This window comes from Bradyrhizobium sp. 138, from assembly GCF_023074075.1.
In the GTDB taxonomy this organism is placed as follows: domain Bacteria; phylum Pseudomonadota; class Alphaproteobacteria; order Rhizobiales; family Xanthobacteraceae; genus Bradyrhizobium.
The window spans coordinates 287,959-307,268 of the sequence record NZ_JADPKT010000084.1 but is presented as its reverse complement, the minus strand read 5'-3'; the positions used below and the strand labels follow the sequence as shown (position 1 = coordinate 307,268).

At 64.8% G+C, this 19,310-nt stretch carries 23 protein-coding genes; 7 read left to right on the top strand and 16 right to left on the bottom strand.

The genetic code is table 11. From position 1 onward, the window contains the following. Positions 1-12: 12 nt before the first annotated feature. Positions 13-1,503, top strand: a complete 1,491-nt coding sequence (locus IVA79_RS29435) for an HWE histidine kinase domain-containing protein (RefSeq protein ID WP_247559633.1) — start codon at positions 13-15, stop codon at positions 1,501-1,503. 198 nt (positions 1,504-1,701) lie between these two features. Here IVA79_RS29435 and IVA79_RS29430 read toward each other — a convergent pair whose 3' ends face one another. Further along, positions 1,702-1,923: a hypothetical protein gene (locus tag IVA79_RS29430; RefSeq protein ID WP_247559631.1), complete on the bottom strand. Its 222-nt coding sequence runs from the start codon at positions 1,921-1,923 to the stop codon at positions 1,702-1,704. Between the two features lie 141 nt (positions 1,924-2,064). Here IVA79_RS29430 and IVA79_RS29425 point away from each other — a divergent pair, with 141 nt between their 5' ends. Continuing rightward, positions 2,065-2,322 carry a hypothetical protein gene (locus tag IVA79_RS29425; protein ID WP_247559629.1) on the top strand — a complete coding sequence of 86 codons (258 nt, stop codon included), beginning with the start codon at positions 2,065-2,067 and terminating at the stop codon, positions 2,320-2,322. Between the two features lie 95 nt (positions 2,323-2,417). Further along, positions 2,418-2,663 carry a hypothetical protein gene (locus tag IVA79_RS29420; RefSeq protein WP_247559627.1) on the top strand — a complete coding sequence of 82 codons (246 nt, stop codon included), beginning with the start codon at positions 2,418-2,420 and terminating at the stop codon, positions 2,661-2,663. A gap of 105 nt (positions 2,664-2,768) precedes the next feature. Here IVA79_RS29420 and IVA79_RS29415 read toward each other — a convergent pair whose 3' ends face one another. Continuing rightward, the gene (locus IVA79_RS29415) at positions 2,769-2,978 is read right to left on the bottom strand and encodes a hypothetical protein (RefSeq protein ID WP_247559625.1); all 210 of its coding nucleotides are present in this window, start codon (positions 2,976-2,978) and stop codon (positions 2,769-2,771) included. Between the two features lie 18 nt (positions 2,979-2,996). Next, a complete protein-coding gene (locus tag IVA79_RS29410) occupies positions 2,997-3,272 on the bottom strand; it encodes a hypothetical protein (RefSeq protein WP_346658210.1) in 276 nt (91 codons plus the stop codon). 61 nt (positions 3,273-3,333) lie between these two features. Here IVA79_RS29410 and IVA79_RS29405 point away from each other — a divergent pair, with 61 nt between their 5' ends. Then, positions 3,334-3,528 (top strand): DUF3072 domain-containing protein, encoded by a 195-nt coding sequence (locus IVA79_RS29405; protein WP_212080841.1) that lies wholly within the window; start codon positions 3,334-3,336, stop codon positions 3,526-3,528. Positions 3,529-3,615: 87 nt separating this feature from the next. Continuing rightward, on the top strand, positions 3,616-3,891 hold the full coding sequence (locus IVA79_RS29400; RefSeq protein ID WP_247559622.1) for a DUF6496 domain-containing protein: 276 nt from the start codon (positions 3,616-3,618) through the stop codon (positions 3,889-3,891). Positions 3,892-3,903: 12 nt separating this feature from the next. Here the strand turns inward: IVA79_RS29400 and IVA79_RS29395 are convergent, their stop codons facing one another. Then, on the bottom strand, positions 3,904-4,266 hold the full coding sequence (locus IVA79_RS29395) for a hypothetical protein (protein ID WP_247559621.1): 363 nt from the start codon (positions 4,264-4,266) through the stop codon (positions 3,904-3,906). A 277-nt stretch (positions 4,267-4,543) separates the two neighbouring features. Beyond that, the gene (locus IVA79_RS29390; protein ID WP_247559619.1) at positions 4,544-6,091 is read right to left on the bottom strand and encodes a Do family serine endopeptidase; all 1,548 of its coding nucleotides are present in this window, start codon (positions 6,089-6,091) and stop codon (positions 4,544-4,546) included. Positions 6,092-6,292: 201 nt separating this feature from the next. Between IVA79_RS29390 and IVA79_RS29385 the strand changes: the two genes are divergently transcribed. Then, complete coding sequence (locus IVA79_RS29385) at positions 6,293-7,129, top strand: universal stress protein (RefSeq protein ID WP_247559617.1); 837 nt, start codon at positions 6,293-6,295, stop codon at positions 7,127-7,129. 15 nt (positions 7,130-7,144) lie between these two features. Here the strand turns inward: IVA79_RS29385 and IVA79_RS29380 are convergent, their stop codons facing one another. From IVA79_RS29380 to IVA79_RS29340, 9 genes are all read right to left on the bottom strand, one after another. Beyond that, complete coding sequence (locus IVA79_RS29380; RefSeq protein WP_063203548.1) at positions 7,145-7,357, bottom strand: hypothetical protein; 213 nt, start codon at positions 7,355-7,357, stop codon at positions 7,145-7,147. A 454-nt stretch (positions 7,358-7,811) separates the two neighbouring features. Beyond that, positions 7,812-8,549, bottom strand: a complete 738-nt coding sequence (gene rpe / locus IVA79_RS29375) for a ribulose-phosphate 3-epimerase (RefSeq protein WP_247559615.1) — start codon at positions 8,547-8,549, stop codon at positions 7,812-7,814. Next, positions 8,546-9,478 carry a CbbX protein gene (gene cbbX, locus IVA79_RS29370; RefSeq protein ID WP_247559613.1) on the bottom strand — a complete coding sequence of 311 codons (933 nt, stop codon included), beginning with the start codon at positions 9,476-9,478 and terminating at the stop codon, positions 8,546-8,548. Before cbbX ends, rpe begins: the two co-directional genes overlap by 4 nt. A gap of 99 nt (positions 9,479-9,577) precedes the next feature. Beyond that, positions 9,578-9,985, bottom strand: a complete 408-nt coding sequence (locus IVA79_RS29365; RefSeq protein ID WP_247559611.1) for a ribulose bisphosphate carboxylase small subunit — start codon at positions 9,983-9,985, stop codon at positions 9,578-9,580. Between the two features lie 11 nt (positions 9,986-9,996). After that, complete coding sequence (locus IVA79_RS29360) at positions 9,997-11,457, bottom strand: form I ribulose bisphosphate carboxylase large subunit (protein WP_183260015.1); 1,461 nt, start codon at positions 11,455-11,457, stop codon at positions 9,997-9,999. A gap of 37 nt (positions 11,458-11,494) precedes the next feature. Further along, positions 11,495-12,580 (bottom strand): class II fructose-bisphosphate aldolase, encoded by a 1,086-nt coding sequence (fba, locus tag IVA79_RS29355; RefSeq protein WP_247559609.1) that lies wholly within the window; start codon positions 12,578-12,580, stop codon positions 11,495-11,497. 12 nt (positions 12,581-12,592) lie between these two features. Continuing rightward, entirely contained in the window at positions 12,593-14,611 is a 2,019-nt protein-coding gene (tkt, locus tag IVA79_RS29350) for a transketolase (protein ID WP_247559607.1), read from the bottom strand. 16 nt (positions 14,612-14,627) lie between these two features. After that, positions 14,628-15,503, bottom strand: coding sequence for a phosphoribulokinase (locus IVA79_RS29345; RefSeq protein ID WP_247559605.1), 876 nt, complete (start codon positions 15,501-15,503; stop codon positions 14,628-14,630). Positions 15,504-15,515: 12 nt separating this feature from the next. After that, positions 15,516-16,553 (bottom strand): class 1 fructose-bisphosphatase, encoded by a 1,038-nt coding sequence (locus tag IVA79_RS29340; RefSeq protein WP_247559603.1) that lies wholly within the window; start codon positions 16,551-16,553, stop codon positions 15,516-15,518. Positions 16,554-16,674: 121 nt separating this feature from the next. Between IVA79_RS29340 and IVA79_RS29335 the strand changes: the two genes are divergently transcribed. Further along, entirely contained in the window at positions 16,675-17,652 is a 978-nt protein-coding gene (locus tag IVA79_RS29335; RefSeq protein WP_247559601.1) for a LysR family transcriptional regulator, read from the top strand. Positions 17,653-17,854: 202 nt separating this feature from the next. Here the strand turns inward: IVA79_RS29335 and IVA79_RS29330 are convergent, their stop codons facing one another. Together IVA79_RS29330 and rfbC are read right to left on the bottom strand one after the other, a co-directional pair. Continuing rightward, positions 17,855-18,751, bottom strand: a complete 897-nt coding sequence (locus IVA79_RS29330; RefSeq protein WP_247559599.1) for an NAD-dependent epimerase/dehydratase — start codon at positions 18,749-18,751, stop codon at positions 17,855-17,857. Continuing rightward, positions 18,748-19,272, bottom strand: a complete 525-nt coding sequence (rfbC, locus tag IVA79_RS29325; RefSeq protein ID WP_247559596.1) for a dTDP-4-dehydrorhamnose 3,5-epimerase — start codon at positions 19,270-19,272, stop codon at positions 18,748-18,750. The genes IVA79_RS29330 and rfbC overlap by 4 nt, the downstream gene beginning before the upstream one ends. Positions 19,273-19,310 lie beyond the last annotated feature (38 nt).

Below are 19,310 nucleotides of genomic sequence, written 5' to 3'. Positions count from 1 at the left end.
TTGGATCCGAGAATGGACCACGAAAAGGTCAACATCCTCCTCGTCGACGACCAGCCGGCAAAGCTGCTCGCCTATGAGGTGATCCTGAAGGAGCTCGGCGAGAACCTCGTGATCGCCTCGTCCGGGCGCGAGGCGCTGGAGCTGCTGCTCAAGACCGAGATCGCGGTGATCCTGGTCGACGTCTGCATGCCCGAGCTCGACGGCTTCGAGCTCGCCGCAATGATCCGCGAGCATCCGCGCTTCCAGAAGACCGCGATGATCTTCATCTCCGCCATCCAGGTCAGCGACATCGACCGGTTGCGCGGCTACGAGATGGGCGCGGTCGACTACGTGCCGGTACCGGTCGTGCCGGAGGTGCTGCGTGCCAAGATCAAGGTGTTCGCCGAGCTCTACCGCAAGACCCGCGAGCTCGAACGGCTGAACCAGGAGCTGGAGGATCGCGTCCGCGCACGCACGGCGGAGCTGGAAAACTCCACCGCGAAGCTGCGCGAGAGCGAGCAGCGGCGCAGCATGGCGATCGCCGCCGGCAAGATGGGCTCCTGGGATTGGGACTGGATCAGCGGCGACTGGATGTGGGACGAGGGGCAGTATCGCATCTTCGGCGTCAGCCCCGAGAGCTTCGAGGTCAACCCGGCCAACGTTCAGGCGCTGTTGCATCCCGACGACGTCGATCAGTTGCGCAAGGCGATTGCCGAGTTCAACAAGGGCACGCGCGCCTACGAGACCGAGTTCCGCATCATCAGGCCCGACGGAGAGGTGCGCTGGTGCGTCGGCACGGCGGCAGCAACGGTGGACGAGAGCAGTCGCGTCGTGCGCGTGAGCGGCGTCACCGTGGACATCACCGAACGCAAGCGCGCCGAGGAGCGGCAGAATCTGCTGGCGCGGGAAGTCGATCATCGCGCCAAGAATGCGCTGGCGCTGGCGCAGTCGATCGTGCGCCTCACCCGTGCCGACGAGGTCAAGGCCTATGTCAACGCCGTCGAGGGACGCATCAATGCGCTGGCGCGCGTGCACACCATCCTGTCACTGTCGAGCTGGCAGGGTGCCGAGCTCTCCAGGCTGATCGACGAGGAGCTTGCGCCCTATTCGCTCGGTGGCCAGATCATCTTGGCGGGTCCGGAGGTCCAGTTGCTGCCGGCGACGGCCCAGACGCTGGCGCTCGCGTTGCACGAGCTCTTCACCAACTCGGCCAAGTATGGCGCCCTCTCGACCAGGTCGGGACGGCTCACGATCGGCTGGCAGGTCAAGGATCAAGTGCTGACGCTGAGCTGGGAGGAATCCGGCGGTCCACTCGTCATGACTCCGAAATCTCGCGGCTTCGGCACCCGGAGCCTGCTCGCGAGCGTCGAGTCCCAGCTTGGTGGACAGGCGCAGTTCGATTGGCGAGCCGAGGGTCTGTTGTGCCGCCTGGAGGTGCCGTTGACACGCAAGACGACGGCGACGACCACATCCGGCAAATTCGACGAGGCCGGCTCCGCCGAATTGCAGCGCGCTTCCGGCTAGAGCGTTTTCCAGCGAAGTGGAGTCCGTTTCACGCCGGGAAAACGCGTCAAGACGAGGCTCGATAGCTTCCGTTTCGATTCAATCGAAGTGGAATGCTCTAAAGCGCGATGCGATTAGGATGAATCACCATCGCGCTTTAGGTTGTCGTTTGAGCATGATCTTTTCGGAAAACCGCTGCGCACTTTTCCGGATCATGCTCTAGCCGGACGCCGCACTCTTCATGCGTCGTGCCATCCGCGGTTCGCGCGCGACCCGGCCTTCGAGCCAGGCTTCGGTTCGAGCGAGATCGCGCAGTGCCCTGGCATAGCGGCGAGCCGCGCTTCGCTCCGCACCTCGCGGCAGCTTGCGCGCCTTGCGCAGAATGTCCGCGGCCGCGTTGCGATAAGCCAGCGAGCGGTACAGAAAGACTACCTTGCCCATATCGAATGTCCCGTTTTGACGGCGCTCATCCTCGCAAGGCCGGCATGAACGTCGGATGAAGCCGGTGATGACAATTCCTTCATTTATTTGGAACCAGCGGCTATCGCCCGCGTTTGCATGCCAGATCGGGATGCAGTTCCCATGCGCGCAAAAAAGTCGTCGGACCTGATCTCTCCTGCCGGCCTCATCAAGCTGATGACCCATACAATGATGGGCGCAGCCCTCGGCCTCGCCTTCAGTCTCGCGCTGATCCTGTGCAATCCCGCCGTGGCCAGCCTGCTCAATCACGGTGGAAGCCAGGCAGCGATCGTTTTTGCCCTCACATTGGTGACGACGTTCGCGATCGGCGCGACCCTCACCGGCGTCGTGTTCATCCTCGCAGAGGACAAGCAATCTTGAAGCGAGCGTGAAGCGGGCTGGGTGCTTTGCCGGGAACTCCTGTGGCGAATCGCGGTTGGCTGCCTGCGTCATTTTAACTCAGGGAGTCCCCTCGCATGACAACGACCAAGCTCGCTCTCGCCTTAATGTTGGCAGCCGGCCTCGCCGCCGCACCGCTCGCCGCGCAGGCCAAGTCGCACAAGGCCAAGCACGGGTCCTCGATGTCGTCATCACAGACCACCGGCGCCAACACCAAGTCGCCGAAGGGCGCGGATCCTTCCCAGGGCGGCTCCGGTCCCGGCTCGGACCAGGGCGGCACCATGACGAACCAGAGCAGCAAGGGCATGACCAATACCAAGTAAGCTCAGGCGCCTATCGCAAACAAAAGCCCCGCGGCAGCGCGGGGCTTTTTCGTCTCGATGATCGATCGGCAGTCGCGCACTATATCGGTGAGCGGGCGCATCAGCTCATTGCGGCCGGCGTGCTCGGAAGTTGAGCCCGGGGCTCACGGAATTTGTCTTCACGAGATGCTCGAGCTGCGCCCGCTTGCGTCCGATCAGAAGTTGGGCCGCCGCATCATCGAGACCCGCGCGCTGCAACTGCCGGATGGCCGAGCCCAGTTCGAGAATCTCGGCGCGCAACCTCAGGATCCGGTAAGTGTCCGGGTCTTCCTCCATGGCGCCCCCTCAAGACATTCAGCGCCGTGTGTTCGCGCGCTCGGGACTGCCGACTATCTTCACGGAACGAAGGCGCATCCGACCGCGGACGTCGGGCAGGACATCACTGCCGCCGGCAGCCTTCCATTCGCCGACCAACAGATTGACTTTCCGGCGCAAATCCATCTGCACCAGGGCCTGCGGGGTGCAATCGCGATCGCCGTTGATACAATCGCGCACGGCGGCCTCGACGTCGGCCATTTCCAGCCTCAAGGCGCTGATTTTACGTCGAATTTCATTAATTCTGTTGTCCATGGCTTTTTAGAACAAAATAAGAACATATAGTCAAGTCACGATTTCAGAACGGAGAAGCCAGATGCAGGTTCAAGGTAAATACGACGCCAGGGTCTTCCTCACCGAGCAGATGACCCGGGCGCAGTCGCTGAGGCTGAAACGCTTGAGCGAAGAGGCCTATCAGCCCGCGCAATATGCGCGCGATCTGTCCTTCACCGAGGCCGCACGGCGCATCCAGGTGCTGGAAGCGGAGATCGAGCTGGCAAATTCCTTCTAGGCTGCGGCATGCGCCCGGAATGTCGGGTGCGCGCTTTCGGAACCATGCCCGCATCGAACGGTTCTCCTCGGCCAAGGGAGAACATGCATGGCACGCAAGGCAAAGAAACGTCGCTACTCGCGCAGCTCCGGCAGCGATGTCGAAAGCGAGATGCGACGCTACAAGAAGGGCACGGCAAAGAGCGGTCGCAAAGGCCGTGGTGGACGCGTGAAGAGTCGCAAGCAGGCGATCGCGATCGGATTGTCGAAGGCGCGCAAGAAGGGCAAGAAGGTCCCGAAGAAGGCCTCGAAGAAGGCGTCCAAGAAGAGGACGACCAAGAAGACAACCAAGACATCGTCGAAGCGCAAATCCAGCAAGCGTTGAGACTGACCTGTCTCAGATCATGCTGCCCGGCATGAAGCAGCGGATCGAGACCCCGAACGCGGTCTTCACCGGCCACACCATGGTGCGGCCGGCGCGGTTCGGCTCGGTGATGACGGCTTCATCAGGCACGTCGATCCATTCCCCCTCGAGACGCACGCGATAATGCCCGTTGTGCGACTCCCAGTCGGGATCGGCGACGGCAAAACCATCGGCGTCCGAGCAGCACGGACCGAGGTGGCTGCGCAGGCTGTCGAACCAGGGCTTGAGCGGTGAGTCCGCGTAGCGGCCATCATCGCGACCAAGCGCGTTTCCGCCCCAAAGCACGAACGGCGCCGCGAGCAGCGCACCTCTCAGCGAGAGCTTCAATCGATCCATGTCGGCACCGATCAATCCGAACCACCGGCCAGTTCCACAAGACGAACCGCGGGTTCGAAGTTCCACGCTTGCAACCCGGTTTCAGCGGCGACATTGCCGCGGCAGACCTCGAGCAAGTCGGAACTGTGATGAGCGAACACGGCTTTTTCGGACGAACCGGGTCATCGTCCCTGCCGTTAACGAGAATGTTATCGATGGCTCTCTCCAAATTCTGAAGGCAAACGGAAAAGGCGGCCCCGAGGGCCGCCTTTTTAGATTTTGACTGACGATGTTCGCCTCAGGCGAGTGGCACCGCCACGAACCTCGTCGCCTCCGCACTTCTGACCTGCAGCAGCACGCTGCGCTTGCCCGACGATTTGGCCTGCGCCAGCTCCGCGCGGACGTCGCCGACATTGGCGACGGCCTTGCCGCCGACATTGAGGATGACGTCGCCGGTCTGGATGCCGCGCTGCGCTGCCGGTCCTTGCGGATCGACCTCTGTGACGACAACACCCTTCTGGCCGGCGCCCTGGACGTCACCGGCCGGAGCCAGGCCGAGCCCAAGACGCGGTGCGCCCGCGCTCGGCTGCCCCCTGCCCTCGTCAGCATCGCCATTTGCTTTGGCCTGCCGCTCGTTCGGCAGCTCGCCGAGGGCGAGCGTCAGCGTCTTGGTGCCGCCGTTGTGGAAGACGTCGAGCTTCACCGAGCTGCCCGGGGCCAGGGTGGCGATGGTGCGGGCGAGGTCGCGGGAGTCCTTGATCGCGGTGCCGTTGACGGCGGTGATGACGTCACCCGCCGCGATGCCCGCCTTGGCCGCCGGGCTGCCGTCCTGCGGACTGTCGACGATGGCGCCGCGCGCCTCCTTCAGGCCGAGGCTGTCGGCAATCTCTGACGTCACCGGTTGCACCTGTACGCCGAGCCAGCCACGGGTGACCGCGCCCTTGTCCTTCAGCTGCGCGACGACGAGTTTTGCGGTCGAGGCCGGAATGTCGAAGCCGATGCCGACCGAGCCGCCGGAGGGCGAGAAGATCGCAGTGTTCACGCCGATCACGTTGCCATTCATGTCGAACGCCGGGCCGCCGGAATTGCCCTTGTTGATCGGCGCGTCGATCTGGATGAAATCGTCATAGGGACCGTTGCCGATGTCGCGGCCGCTGGCCGAGACGATGCCGGCGGTCACGGTGCCGCCGAGCCCGAAGGGATTGCCGACCGCGACCACCCAGTCGCCGATGCGCGGCTTCTGGTCGGAGAATTTGACGAACGGAAAGTCCTTCTTGCCGTCGACCTTGATCAGCGCGAGATCGGTCTTGGGATCGGTGCCGACGACCTTCGCGGTGTAGCTGGTGCCGTCGTCCATCGTCACCTGCACCGACGTGGCGTGGTCGACGACGTGGTTGTTGGTCACGGCATAGCCGTCGGCGGAGATGAAGAAGCCGGAGCCTTCGCCCGTGATCATCTGATGGCGCTGGCGCGGCATGCCGTTCGGGCCGCCCGGGAAGCGGAAGCCGAACTGCCGCGAGAACTGATCGAACGGGGAATCCTCGTCAGAGTCCATCCGGTTCTGTTGCAGCATGGCGCTCTTGCCGTTGTCCTGGTCGATCCTGACCCGCACCGAGATGACGGCAGGCTTGACCTTGCTGACGAGGTCACCGAAGCCCGGCGGGGTCGCGGTGGATTCCGCGGCCTGGGCCGGCGCAATGAAGGGGTTCGGACCGAACGGCGACGAGCCGGGAGAAGCCGCCAGCACGGCCACGCCGAGCGCGGCCACGGTGCCGAGCAGCGCGAGCCGGCGCGGCCTCAAGATCTTGCGGGATGTCGTGGTATCGGAATTGACGCGATCGTTCATGTCGAAATGTCCATGTTGGAAGCTGTCGCCTTGCAGCCAACATGGACATCGTCACCTTACGGTGTCCCGTCCGTCCCATTAAATCTTGGCAAAGAACATGCGAGCGGGCGGAGATCGTCCCGCCGCATTTGATGCAGCTCAACGCGGGTCTCTCGGGCAGTGAAAAACTGCCCACCGAATGATCCTTATCGGAGGCGCCCCATGTACAAAGACATTCTCGTCCATATCCCGACCGAACGCCCCATGCGTTCGGCGATCGACGGCTCGATTTCGCTCGCGGCCCAGTTCAACGCTCATCTCGACGCGGTCGCGATCGGCTATGTCGCGACGAGCGCAGCTTACCTGATGGAGGGCGGCGCTGCGGTCGCCGCCGTGTTCGAACTGGAGCGCGAGCGCGCCGTGGAGCGAGCCGAGGCCGCGCTGTCCGTGTTCGAAATCGAAGCGGCGAACGCCGGCATCTCCTACGCCTGCCGCGCGCTCGACGCGATCCCGGTGGATGCAGCCGGCTCGCTCGGCGAGATGGCGCGGCTGCACGACCTCAGCGTCGTGCTTCAGCCCGAGCCTGCGCACGGCACGTTCGACAACGACGTGCCGGGCGAGATCCTGTTCCAGGCCGGCGGCCCGGTGTTGTTCCTGCCCTACACCTTCCATGGCGCGTTCAAGGCCGGGCGGATCGGCATCTGCTGGGACGGTAGCCGCGTCGCGGCCCGCGCCGTGCGCGACGCCGCACCGTTCCTGGCGCGCGCCGATGAGATCGTGATCATCACCATCAACGAGGACAATGCGGTCTCGGACGAAGCTTCAGCGACCAATCTGGCAAGACATCTGGGCCGGCACGGACTGTCGACCCGCACGGTCGGGTTGTCGGCGACGCGCGCCGACATCCAGCCGACCATCCTGTCGCTGGCGGCCGACGAGGGGCTCGATCTCCTGGTGATGGGCGGCTACGGCCATTCGCGATTGCAGGAACGTGTTCTCGGCGGCGTCACCCGCGCCATGCTGGAAGCCATGACGGTCCCGACGCTGATGTCGCATTGAGACTAACAGGCACCGTTACGCCGCGACCGGGGTCTCCCAGGTCGCGGGCGCTGCGGCGCCCTCGTCATGTTGCACATTGCACGCATCGAAATGCGCCTTGAGCTCGACCTCGGCGAGATATTCGAAATGCTCGGCCTGGCCGAGGAGTTCCCAGTTCTGGAGCGGCCGGTAGGCCGCCTGCTGACGACACAGGGACGCCAGCGCCCGGTAGCGACGTACGTTCTCCATGAGACCTCCCTCGCATTGGCAAAGCTTATTGCCCCGATTTGCGTCAGGCCGATGGCGGTTGTGCAAAAGATTTGCTGCGCCCGTCCTCGTGCCTGGCCTCCGCTCGTTGTTAGGAAATATATGTCTGGGCCAAAGTTCCAAACGGCTGTCGACTAACGCTAGAAATTCCGCCTCCGGATCCAGGGCCTAGGCGTAGAGCGCAGGGCGTCCGCTCCGCATTCCAGTGACGATATTGAATCTGCATCCCACGGCTCTCTGCAGTCCTTGAACCACAGATTGTGAGACAGCGCATTGCGTCGCCGTTAATCGCGTGCGTACTTCGACACCGTTGGTTACCCCGGCATGAAGGTATTGCCGACTCGTGCCAATTTCTCCGTATTACTCCGGGAGATAATGCGACTCCCCGAAGCCATCGACATCTCGGCGCAATCGCTTGGTGAGGCCGCCCCGTAATCTACCGGGTGCGCGCGCCTTCGCCGAGGCGCATCGGATGCACAGCATTATCTTGCCGCTTCGGAACCCAGCCCGTGTCGGCCGCGGTGCGAATGGCCTGGATATTTGCGGCATATTCGGCAACGCTCTTGCCGCGAAACACAGCTGAACCAGCCACCAGCGTATCGGCGCCCGCTGCCGCCACCGCGGCGGCATTGTCGCGCGTGACACCACCGTCGACCTCGAGCCGGATCGGCCGGTCGCCGATCATGGTTTTGATCCGCTCGATCTTCTCGAGCTGGGATTCGAGGAAGGACTGACCGCCAAATCCCGGATTGACCGTCATCACCAGCACGAGATCGACGCGATCGAGCACATAGGCGATCGCGCTCTCGGGCGTTGATGGGCACAGGCTGACACCGGCCTTCTTGCCGAGGCCGCGGATCGCCTGCAGCGAGCGGTCGAGATGCGGGCCGGCTTCGGCGTGCACCGTGATGATATCAGCTCCGGCCTTCGCGAACGCTTCGAGATAAGGATCGACGGGCGCGATCATCAGATGCACGTCGAAGATCTTCTTCGTCATCGGTCGGATCGCCTTGATGACATCGGCGCCAAAGCTGATATTCGGCACGAAGTGTCCGTCCATGATGTCGCAATGGATCCAGTCGGCGCCGGCCGTGTCGATGGCCGCGATCTCCTCGCCGAGGCGGGCGAAATCCGCCGCCAGGATAGAGGGAGCGATGATGATCTCTCTGGTCATGGCTTTGCACTCCCCGCATCAGCGCCGCCGCTGAAGACGCGGCTCGCCAGGACATCCATGGGATCGATGGTTTCGAGGTCGGCGACATCGAGCATGCGGTCGAGATCGGACATCAGGCGATCGGCCTGCCGCAACCGGATGCGGTCGACGGCGTTGCGGATCGAGCGCGCGTTGGAGAAGAACGGCTGCGTCCGGCGCAGCGCGATGTATTTCTCGAACGCCTGGCGCGCCGCCGCCGAGAAGCGATAGCCGCGCTCCTTCAGCATCAGCTCGGCGATGACGAGCAGCTCGGCTTCGGCATAGTCCGGAAATTCGATGTGATGCGCGATGCGCGAACGGAAGCCGGGATTGGAGGCGAAGAATTTCGTCATCCGCTCGCCATAGCCGGCGAGGATCACGACCAGGTCTTCGCGCTGGTTCTCCATCACCTGGAGCAGGATCTCGATCGCCTCCTGGCCGTAGTCGCGCTCGTTGTCGGGCCGGTGGAGATAGTAGGCCTCGTCGATGAACAGCACGCCGCCCATCGCCTTCTTCAGGATCTCCTTGGTCTTCGGCGCGGTGTGGCCGATATATTGGCCGACGAGATCGTCGCGCGTCACCGAGATGACCTGCCCGCGCCGCACGAAGCCGAGGCCATGCAGGATCTTCGCCATGCGCAGCGCCACCGTGGTCTTGCCGGTGCCGGGATTTCCGGTGAACGACATGTGCAGCGTCGGCGGTGCGGAGGCCAGGCCCGCGCGCTGCCTGATACGTTCGATCAGCAGCAGCGAGGCGATCTGGCGCACGCGGTTCTTCACCGGCTTCAATCCGACCAGCTCCTGCTCGAGCTGCTGCAGCGTGTCGGTGATCCCAGCCGCTTCAGCTTCCTTGCGCAGATCGAAACTGGTCTCGCTGGGCTCAGTCGTGGTTGTGTGGGGAACATCCAGCATAGCTACCCTCGAAGAAAAGAGCTTCGCCGCGGGGGAGCGGCGAAGCAGTGGTCCGCCAAGGATGCGGAGCAGGGAGAGCTCCGCGCGGAAGCGGATGACTTAAGTTGACGCGTGCGCGACCTGTCGGCGCACGGTGGTGTAACGGATGGCGCGGCCGCCGACTTCCTGCCGCACCAGCTCGAACTCCGCCTCTTGCGGCGGCCGGTTGACGAGGAAGGAGATCCGCACCGATTCCCAGCCATGGCTGGAATCGAAGCCGCTGATGCGGATGTAACGGTCGCCATATACCCTGCGGCACTCCGCGAGCTCCATCATCACGCCGGCGGCATCCTGGAGATCGAACATCGGCAGGCCCCACATCTCCCAATAGGTATTGCGGGGATGGGGATCGTCGGTGAACTCGATGTTCACCGCCCAGCCTTTGGTCAGGCAATACTGCACCTGCTTGGTGATCTGATCGTCGGTGAGATCGGGCAGGAACGAGAAGCAGCCTTGAGTCAGCTTCATGTCAATTCTCCTCAAACGGTTTCGAGCGCGGTCGGCACGAAGTCCGGCGTGTCGGTGGATTGATAGTTGAAGGTGACGTCCTTCCAGACCTCGAGCGCCGCCTTCAGCGGCGTGCAGGTCTCGGCCGCCCTGGCCAGGATCTCCGGGCCCTCGTGGACGTAATCGCGGCCCTCGTTGCGAGCGAGGATCATCGCTTCCAGCGCCACGCGGTTGGCGATCGCGCCGGCCGCAATGCCCATGGGGTGGCCGATGGTGCCGCCGCCGAATTGCAGCACGACATCCTCACCCAGCAGATCCAGCAACTGGTGCATCTGGCCGGCATGAATGCCGCCCGATGCGACCGGCATCATCTTGTTGAGGCTCGCCCAGGACTGGTCGAAGAACAGGCCGTGCTCGAGCTTGGTCGGATTGAAGTCCTCGCGGCAAACGTCGTAGTAGCCGCGGGTGGTGTTGGGATCGCCTTCGAGCTTGCCGACCACCGTGCCGGCATGGATGTGATCGACACCGGCGAGCCGCATCCACTTCGCGATGACGCGGAACGACACGCCATGGCTCTTCTGCCGCGTATAGGTCGAGTGGCCGGCGCGGTGCAGATGCAGGATCATGTCGTTGCGCCGCGCCCATTTGGCCATCGACTGGATCGCGGTGTAACCGATCACGAGGTCGATCATGACGATGCACGACCCGAGCTCCTTGGCGAACTCCGCGCGCTCGTACATGTCCTCCATCGTGCCCGCGGTGACGTTCAGGTAGGTGCCCTTCACTTCACCCGAGGCGGCCTGCGCGCGGTTCACCGCTTCCATGCAGTACAGGAAACGATCGCGCCAGTGCATGAAGGGCTGCGAGTTGATGTTCTCGTCATCCTTGGTGAAGTCGAGCCCGCCCTTCAGCGCCTCGTAGACGACGCGGCCATAGTTGCGCCCCGAAAGCCCGAGCTTCGGCTTTACCGTCGCGCCCAGCAGCGGCCGGCCGAACTTGTCCAGCCGCTCGCGCTCGACCACGATGCCGGTCGCCGGTCCCTGAAAGGTCTTCACATAGGCGACGGGGAATCGCATGTCTTCGAGCCGCAGCGCCTTCAGCGGCTTGAAGCCGAACACGTTGCCGATGATCGAGGCCGAGAGGTTTGCGATCGAGCCCGGCTCGAACAGGTCGAGGTCATAGGCGATGTAAGCGAAGTACGAGCCCGGCGTGCCCGGCACCGGATCGACGCGGTAGCATTTTGCGCGATATTTCTCCGCGGCGGTAAGGCGGTCGGTCCACACCACGGTCCAGGTCGCGGTCGAGGATTCACCGGCGACGGCGGCCGACGCCTCGATGGGGTCGACGCCTTCCTGCGGCGTGACGCGAAACAGCGCGATGACGTCGGTGTCCTTTGGCGTGTAGTCGGGCTCCCAATAGCCCATGCGCTTGTATTCCATCACGCCGGAGCGATAGCGCTCTTTGCCGCGGACCGTGCCTGCATGTGCGTTCATGTCTCTCTCCTGCTGTTTTCTCTGCTCTTCTGATTGACTAGGCTGCCACGGATTCGCGGGCGTCGATGCGTGGATCGAGTTCGCCGGCGCGATAGCGTCGCGCCATCTCGCTCAAGGGAATGACCTTGATCTTGCTGGCGTGGCCTGCGGTGCCGAACTGCTCGAAGCGCTCGCGGCAAAGCTCGCGCATTGCATCCATCGCGGGCTTGAGGAACTTTCGCGGATCGAACTCGGAGCGCGCTTGCGCCGCGACCTTGCGGAACACCGCGGTCATCGCCAGCCGACAGTCGGTGTCGATATTGACCTTGCGCACGCCGCTCTTGATGCCGCGAACGATCTCCTCGACCGGTACGCCCCAGGTCTGCGGCATCTCGCCGCCGAACTGGTTGAACATGTCCTGCAGCGGCTGCGGCACCGAGGAGGAACCGTGCATCACCAGATGCGTGTTCGGCAGGCGGCGGTGGATCTCCTCGACCACCCGCATCGCCAGGATGTCGCCATCAGGCTTGCGGCTGAACTTGTAAGCGCCGTGCGAGGTGCCCATCGCGATGGCAAGCGCATCGACCTTGGTGGCGCGAACGAAGTCGACCGCCTGGTCGGGATCGGTCAAAAGCTGGTCGTGGCTGACCTTGCCCTGGACGCCGTGGCCATCCTCCTGCTCGCCGCCGCCGTGTTCGAGCGAGCCAAGCACGCCGAGCTCGCCTTCGACTGAGGCGCCGACCCAGTGCGCGAGATCGACGACGCGTCGGGTGATCGCGACGTTGTAGTCGTAATCAGCCGCTGTCTTGGCATCGGCCTTGAGCGAGCCGTCCATCATGACGGACGTGAAGCCGTGGGCGATGGCGGAGGCGCAGGTCGCTTCGTCATTGCCATGGTCCTGGTGCATGCAGAGCGGGATGTCCGGATAGGTCCGCTCCAGCGCGTCGATCATGTGCGAGAGCATGATATCACCGGCATAGCTGCGCGCGCCGCGCGAGGCCTGCATGATCACGGGCGCATCGACCTCGGCGGCCGCCTGCATGATCGCAATGCCCTGCTCCATGTTGTTGATGTTGAACGCCGGCACCGCGTAGCCGTGGCTGGCAGCGTGGTCGAGCAGTTGGCGAAGGGTGATACGGGCCACGAGAAGTCCTCCTTATTGTCTCTTGCGCGCGATCGCCCGGCGGGCGGCGTCCGCAATGCTCTGCGGCGTGATGCCGAATTCGCGGTAGAGCACGGGCGCCGGCGCCGAGGCGCCGAAGCCGCGCATACCGACGAATTCACCCTCATTGCCGATCCAGCGCGCCCAGTCGCCCTGCACAGCCGCCTCGACACCGACGCGCGGCGCGGTGCCGAGCACGGTGGCGCGGTAATCGTCCGGCTGCTCTTCGAACAGCGCGAAGCAAGGCGCGGACACCACGGCGGCGCGGATGTGCTCGGCCCCGAGCAGGCGAGCGGCCTCCAGCGCAATCGAGACTTCCGAGCCGGTTGCCATCAATGTCACGTCACGGCCGCCGTCCGGCGAGACGACGAGATAGGCGCCACGTGCGACACGGTTTCTGCCGCGCGCATCGCTACGGAAGGTCGGCAGCGCCTGACGCGACAGGCACAGCACGGACGGACGGTCTTCGGAATTGAGCGCGCAGTCCCAGGCTTCGAGCGTCTCCACCGCGTCGGCGGGACGGAACACCAAAAGGTTCGGAATGACGCGCATCGAAGCGAGATGCTCGACCGGCTGGTGCGTCGGGCCATCCTCGCCGAGGCCGATGGAGTCGTGAGTCATCACGTGGATGACGCGCAGCCGCATCAGGGCCGCAAGGCGGATCGCGGGCCGGCTGTAGTCGGAGAAGGCGAGGAACGTGCCGCCATAGGGGATGAAGCCGCCATGCAGCGCGAGGCCGTTCATCGCGGCAGCCATGCCGTGCTCGCGAATGCCGTAATGGATGTAGTCGCCGGCGAACGCCCCGCGCTTGACGGGGACTTGCGCCTTGGCGTACGTGAGATTCGAATGCGTCAGGTCCGCGGAGCCGCCGACGAGGCCCGCAATCGTCCCGGCGATGCCGTCGAGCACCTGTTGCGACGCCTGCCGCGTCGCGAGTTTCGGACGCTCGGATGCGAAGCGTTCGCGCAATTTCGCGGCGGCCAGCGCATAGGCACCCGGCAGGGCAACCGCCTTGCCTTCCACGAACATGTCGCGCTGCTCGGGCGTTGCGCCTTCGTAGCGATCGAGCCAGGCGAGCCGATCCACCTGCCCGCGCTGCCCGATCATTCGCCATGCCTTCAGGATCGTGACAGGCACCACGAAGGGCTGATAATCCCAGCCCAGCGTCCGACGCGCCGCCGCGGTCTGCTCGGTCCCGAGCGGCGCACCATGCGCCTTCTCGGTGCCCTGTCTATCGGGCGCGCCGTATCCGATGATGGTGCGGCAGGCGATCAGCGACGGTTTTGCGGTTTCCCGCTCTTCTGCGATCGCCTGCGCGATCGCTTCGGGATCGTGTCCATCGATGCTGCGCACCGACCAGCCGGAGGCGGCGAAGCGCGCGAGCTGGTCATCGGTTGTTGCCAGCGAGGTCGGCCCGTCAATGGAGATTCCATTGTCGTCGAACAGCACGATCAGGCGGCCGAGCCCGAGATGGCCCGCGAGCGAGATCGCTTCCTGGCTGAGACCTTCCATCAGGCAGCCGTCGCCTGCGATGACATAGGTGAAGTGATCGACCAGCCCGTCGCCGTGCCGCGCATTGGCCATGCGCTCGGCGAGCGCCATGCCGACTGCGGTCGCGATGCCCTGCCCCAGCGGCCCCGTCGTGGTCTCCACGCCCGGCGTATGACCGTACTCCGGATGCCCCGGCGTCTTCGAGCCCCATTGCCTGAAGGCCTTGATGTCGTCGAGGCTGACGTCGCCGCCGGTGAGATGCAGCAGCGCGTAGAGCAGCATCGAGCCGTGGCCTGCCGACAGCACGAAGCGGTCGCGGTCGGGCCAGTTCGGCTGCGCCGAGTCGAATTTCAGGAAGCGCGAGAACAGCACGGTCGCGACATCGGCCACGCCCATGGGCAGGCCGGGATGGCCCGACTGCGAGGTCTCGATGGCATCGACCGCGAGGAAGCGGACGGCGTTGGCAAGATCATTGTGCGTGACCGCATTGAGGTCGGCTTCGGCGTGGACGGAGATGTTCATCTTTGTCTCTCCCTGTTCACTTCAGGCTGCGCTTGCGCTCGATCAGCTGCATGATCAGCGGCGTCAGGATCAGCTGCATCGCCAGATCGAGCTTGGCGCCGGGGCAGACGATCGAGTTGGCGCGGGACATCCAGCTCTGCGGCAGCATCGAGAGCAGATAGGGGAAGTCGATGCCCCGCGGATTCTTGAAGCGGATCACCACCATCGATTCGTCCGGCGTCGGGATCCAGCGGGCGATGAACGGATTGGAGGTATCGACCGTCGGCACGCGCTGGAAGTTGATGTCGGTCTCGGTGAATTGCGGGCAGATGTAGTGGATGTAATCCGGCATGCGCCGCAGGATGGTGTCGGTGACCGCCTCGGTCGAATAGCCGCGCGCGCTGCGATCGCGGTGCAGCTTCTGGATCCATTCGAGATTGATGACCGGCACGACGCCGATCTTGAGGTCGGCATAGCGCGCGACGTTGACCTTGTCGGTGACCACTGCGCCGTGCAGGCCCTCGTAGAACAATAGGTCCGAGTTCTCCGGCAGCTTCTCCCAATCGGTGAAGGTGCCGGGCGCAGCGCCGTGCAGCGCCGATTCCTCGGCGTCGTGGACATAGTGCCGCGTCACCGCCGTGCCGGTCTCGCCATAGTCGCGGAACGCGCGCTCGAGCTCCTCGAACAGGTTGGTCTCGGGGCTGAAATGGCTGAAATGCTTGTTGCCGCGATCGGCCTCCTTCGCCATCTGCGCCCGCATCTCGGCGCGATCGTAGCGATGGAAGGCGTCACCTTCGATATAGGCGGCGTTGACCTTCTCGCGGAAGAAGATCTGCTCGAACGTCTTCTTGACCGAGGTGGTGCCGGCGCCGGAGGAGCCGGTGATGGAGATGATCGGATGCTTCCTGGACATGGGACGCCTCGCTCAGAGCCGGAAGAATCCACGCCGCGCGAACAGCGGCGCCGAGACGCTGGCAACCAGCAGCGGATCGCAATGCAGCTCCTCGACGCGCCGCACCTCGTTGCTCGAGCCCATGATCAGCGGCACGCGCTGATGCAGGCTCAGCGCCGAGAGGTCGAGGATGCGTTCGCGCCCCGTGGTGGCGGAGCCGCCGGCCTGCTCGATGATCATGGCCATCGGGTGCGCTTCGTAGGTCAGGCGCAGACGGCCGTCGCCGTAGCCGGGACGCGCGTCGGAAGGGTAGAGGAAGACGCCGCCGCGGGTGAGGATGCGATAGGCCTCGGCGACCAGCGAGCCGATCCAGCGCATGTTGAAATCGTGGTTGGCGGGCCCTTCGACGCCGGCGAGGCATTCGTCGATGAAGGCGCGCACCGGCGAATCCCAGTGCCGGCGGTTCGACGCGTTGATCGCGAACTCCTCGCAAGCCTCGGCGATCTGCGCGCCGCTGCGCGCGAGACGGAAGCAGCCCGCCTTGCGGTCGAGCGTGAAGATGTCGACGCCTTCGCCGAGCGTCAGCACCAGCGAGGTCTGCGGCCCGTAGGTGACGAAGCCCGCCGCAAGCTGCGCCGAACCGCGCTGATGAAAGGCGAGCCCGAGATCGTCCGGGGCGGGCAGGATCGAGAAGATCGTGCCGACCGTCATGTTGATGTCGATGTTGGAGGAGCCGTCGAGCGGATCGATCGCGACGCAGATGCGGCCGTCGCGGTCGCCGATCTGGGGCTCGCGCATCTCTTCCGAGGCGAGCGCCGCGATCGGCAGCTTGCTGAGGCAACGGCGCAGGATCGCATCCGCCTGCACGTCGAGATCGCGCTGCAGGTCGCCGTCGCTGTTGCGCCCGGTCGTCAGGCCGGAGGCGTCGGCGAGATCGCCGCTGGCGATGAGATCGGCGATCTCAATGGCCGCCGCCGCGATGGCATCGACGGCGTCCGCCACGGCGAGCGCATGGGGCGCGGTCTCTGAATACCGTTGAAGGTGGTCGTCCAGCCTGAGTTGCCCGGTCATCTGCGTCCATCCCCTTGGCCGGCGCCGCATCCTGTTTCCCTCCCCGCTGGAGGTCGGTGCGGTCAGTCCCGGCATCAGGAGATTGACAGGGGCGGCTTAATAAGGAAAATTTCTATTCATAATGAGCCTCAAAGAATTTTCTTATAATGGCCCCGGCCATGCGGCGGCCCAGCTCCGGCATCTGACGATCCGGCAGCTGCGCTCGCTCGCGGCGCTCTCGGCCAAGGGCAGCGTGACGGCGGCGTCCGGCCATCTCGGCCTGACCCAGCCCGCGGTGACCCAGCAGCTCCGGCAGCTTCAGGACCTCGCCGGCCTGCCGCTGGTGCAGCGGACCGGCGATGGGATGTTGCTGACGGAGGCCGGCAAGGAGGTGCTGGCGCTGGCCGAACGGGTCGAAGCCGCCATCATGGACTGCCAGGGCGCACTCGACCTGCTCGCGGGGCGGACCGGCGGCACCGTGCATCTCGGCGCGGTCTCGACCGCCAAATATTTCGTGCCGCACGCGATCGCGGCGTTCTCCAAGCGCTATCCCAAGATCGAGATCAAGCTGACCATCGGCAATCGCGAGGAGATCCGCGAGGCCATGCACGGCTACGACCTCGATTTCGCGGTGATGGGTCGGCCACCGGCCGACGTCACCGTCGACGTCCGTCAGCTCGGGCGCAATCCGCACATCATCGTCGCGCGCAAGGGGCACTGGCTGGAGAAGGATTCCGGCCTCAACCTGACCGATCTCGTGCACGAGACCTTCCTCACCCGCGAGCCCGGCTCGGGCACAAGGACGCTGATGGAGGGCATGTTCCAGAGGTCCGATCTCGAGCCGATCATCGGCATGGAGATGAGCAGCAACGAGACCATCAAGCAGGCTGTGATCGCCGGGCTCGGCATCGCCTTCATCTCGGCCCACACGGTGGCGCATGAACTCACCGAAGGCCGGCTCATCGTGCTCGACGTCGCGGGCCTGCCGATCGTGCGGCAATGGTACGTGATCCGCCGCAGCGACAAGGTGCTGCTGCCACCGGCGCAGGCGATGTTCGATTTTCTGGGGTCGGAAGGCTCGAACTATCTGCCCGACGTGCCCGAACTCGGCGGACGATGATCCGCCCGCGCTCAGCTCATCAGCTTCATGGCGATGGTCGCCGCCAGGATCAGGATGATCTGGAGCAGACGCTCGGTCGTGAAGATGCGGTTGAACGTGGTCATCGCTTGCCCCGGCCGGCGTGAAGGAGATTCCGACGGGCTCGTTGCTAGCACAGGCGGGCGGCGAGACAACTCCGTAATTGCCACGGGGGGACTGCATCTCACACCCTCCCCGACAGACGCTCGATCCACCACGCAAGGCCGCGGGCGGCGCCCTCCTCGAATCCGATGACTGGCATGCCTGCGGTCAGCTCACGGAGGCGGCGGACGTCAGCGGCGAGGATCGTCTCGGCGTCGACGCCCGTGGCGGCGATCGCGCCGAACCTGACCAGGTGGCGTGCTTTGAGCAGACCCGCGACATGCTCGACCACGCTGCGCAGGCTACGCACGTCGCCGCTGGCGAGATTGACGACGCCGGAGAGCTCGCTGTCGAGCACGGCGGCGATCATCTGCGCGAGGTCGTCGACATAGACGAAATCGCGCAGCTGCCCACCGTGTGAACAGTCGAAGTTCTGTCGCGCGCGCAGGCTGCGGATCAGAGAGGGGATGAGACGCGCCTCGGGCTCGTGCGGGCCGAACGGAACGAACACGCGGCCCCAGCTGGCGCCTGCCGCGATATAGGCCTCTGCCGTAGCGAGCTTGGCTTGTCCGTACAGTGTGGTGGGACGGCATGGGCTGGTGCGTTCCTCACATGGGCCGCTCTGCGATCCGTATTCGAGGCAGCTTCCGATGCCGAGGATCCGGCCGGTGCCGCCAGCCCTCGCGCGCGTGAGTAGATCGATGCTGGCCTCCGCCCAGAGCCGATTGACGGGATCCTCGCGATAGCGGCCCGGCCGGGCTTCCCAGGCGAGATGAATCAGGTGCGTCGGGCGCGCTGCGGACAGCGCCTGCCTGCGGCCGGCTTCGGTGAGGAGATCGGCCGCGTGCCACGTCACGCCTGACGTCGCCGATTGAGCCGAGCGCGCGATGCCATGGACCTCGAAGCCGCGAGCGACCAGCGCGGGCAACAGCGCATGGCCGAGGAATCCGGACGCGCCTGTGACCAGCACCCGTTTCATGGAAGATACGGCAGCGCGCGGTCGCGCGCGGACAGGATCGGATCAGGCAGCGGCCAGGGGATCGCGAGCGAGGGATCGTCCCAGCGAATGCCGGAAGCGCCTTGCGCGTCATAGGGCACGTCGATGCAATACATCAGCTCGGTGCCACCCGCGAGCGTCTGGAAGCCGTGCGCGCATCCGGCGGGGATGAACACGGCATTGTGCCTGTTGGCGGAGAGCTCGACCGAGCACCATTGTCCATAGCTCGGCAGCGATCGGCGCAAATCGACGATCACGTCGAAGGCGCGGCCGGCAACGCAGCGCACCAGCTTGGCCTCCGGCCGGCTGGCCTGATGATGCAGGCCGCGCAGGGTGCCGGCGCGTTCGTTGCGGGACAGGCTGGCTTGCGCGAAATGCGTCGGCAGGCCCTGCGCCGCGAACGCCTCAGTGTCGAACAGCCGGGCGAAGAATCCGCGCGCATCAAGCTCCGGCTCGATGCCGATTTCGACCACGCCCGGCAGAGCCAATGCCGTGAACTTCATGCCGGGCCTCCGCGCCGCGACGCCGCTGTTGCGAACAT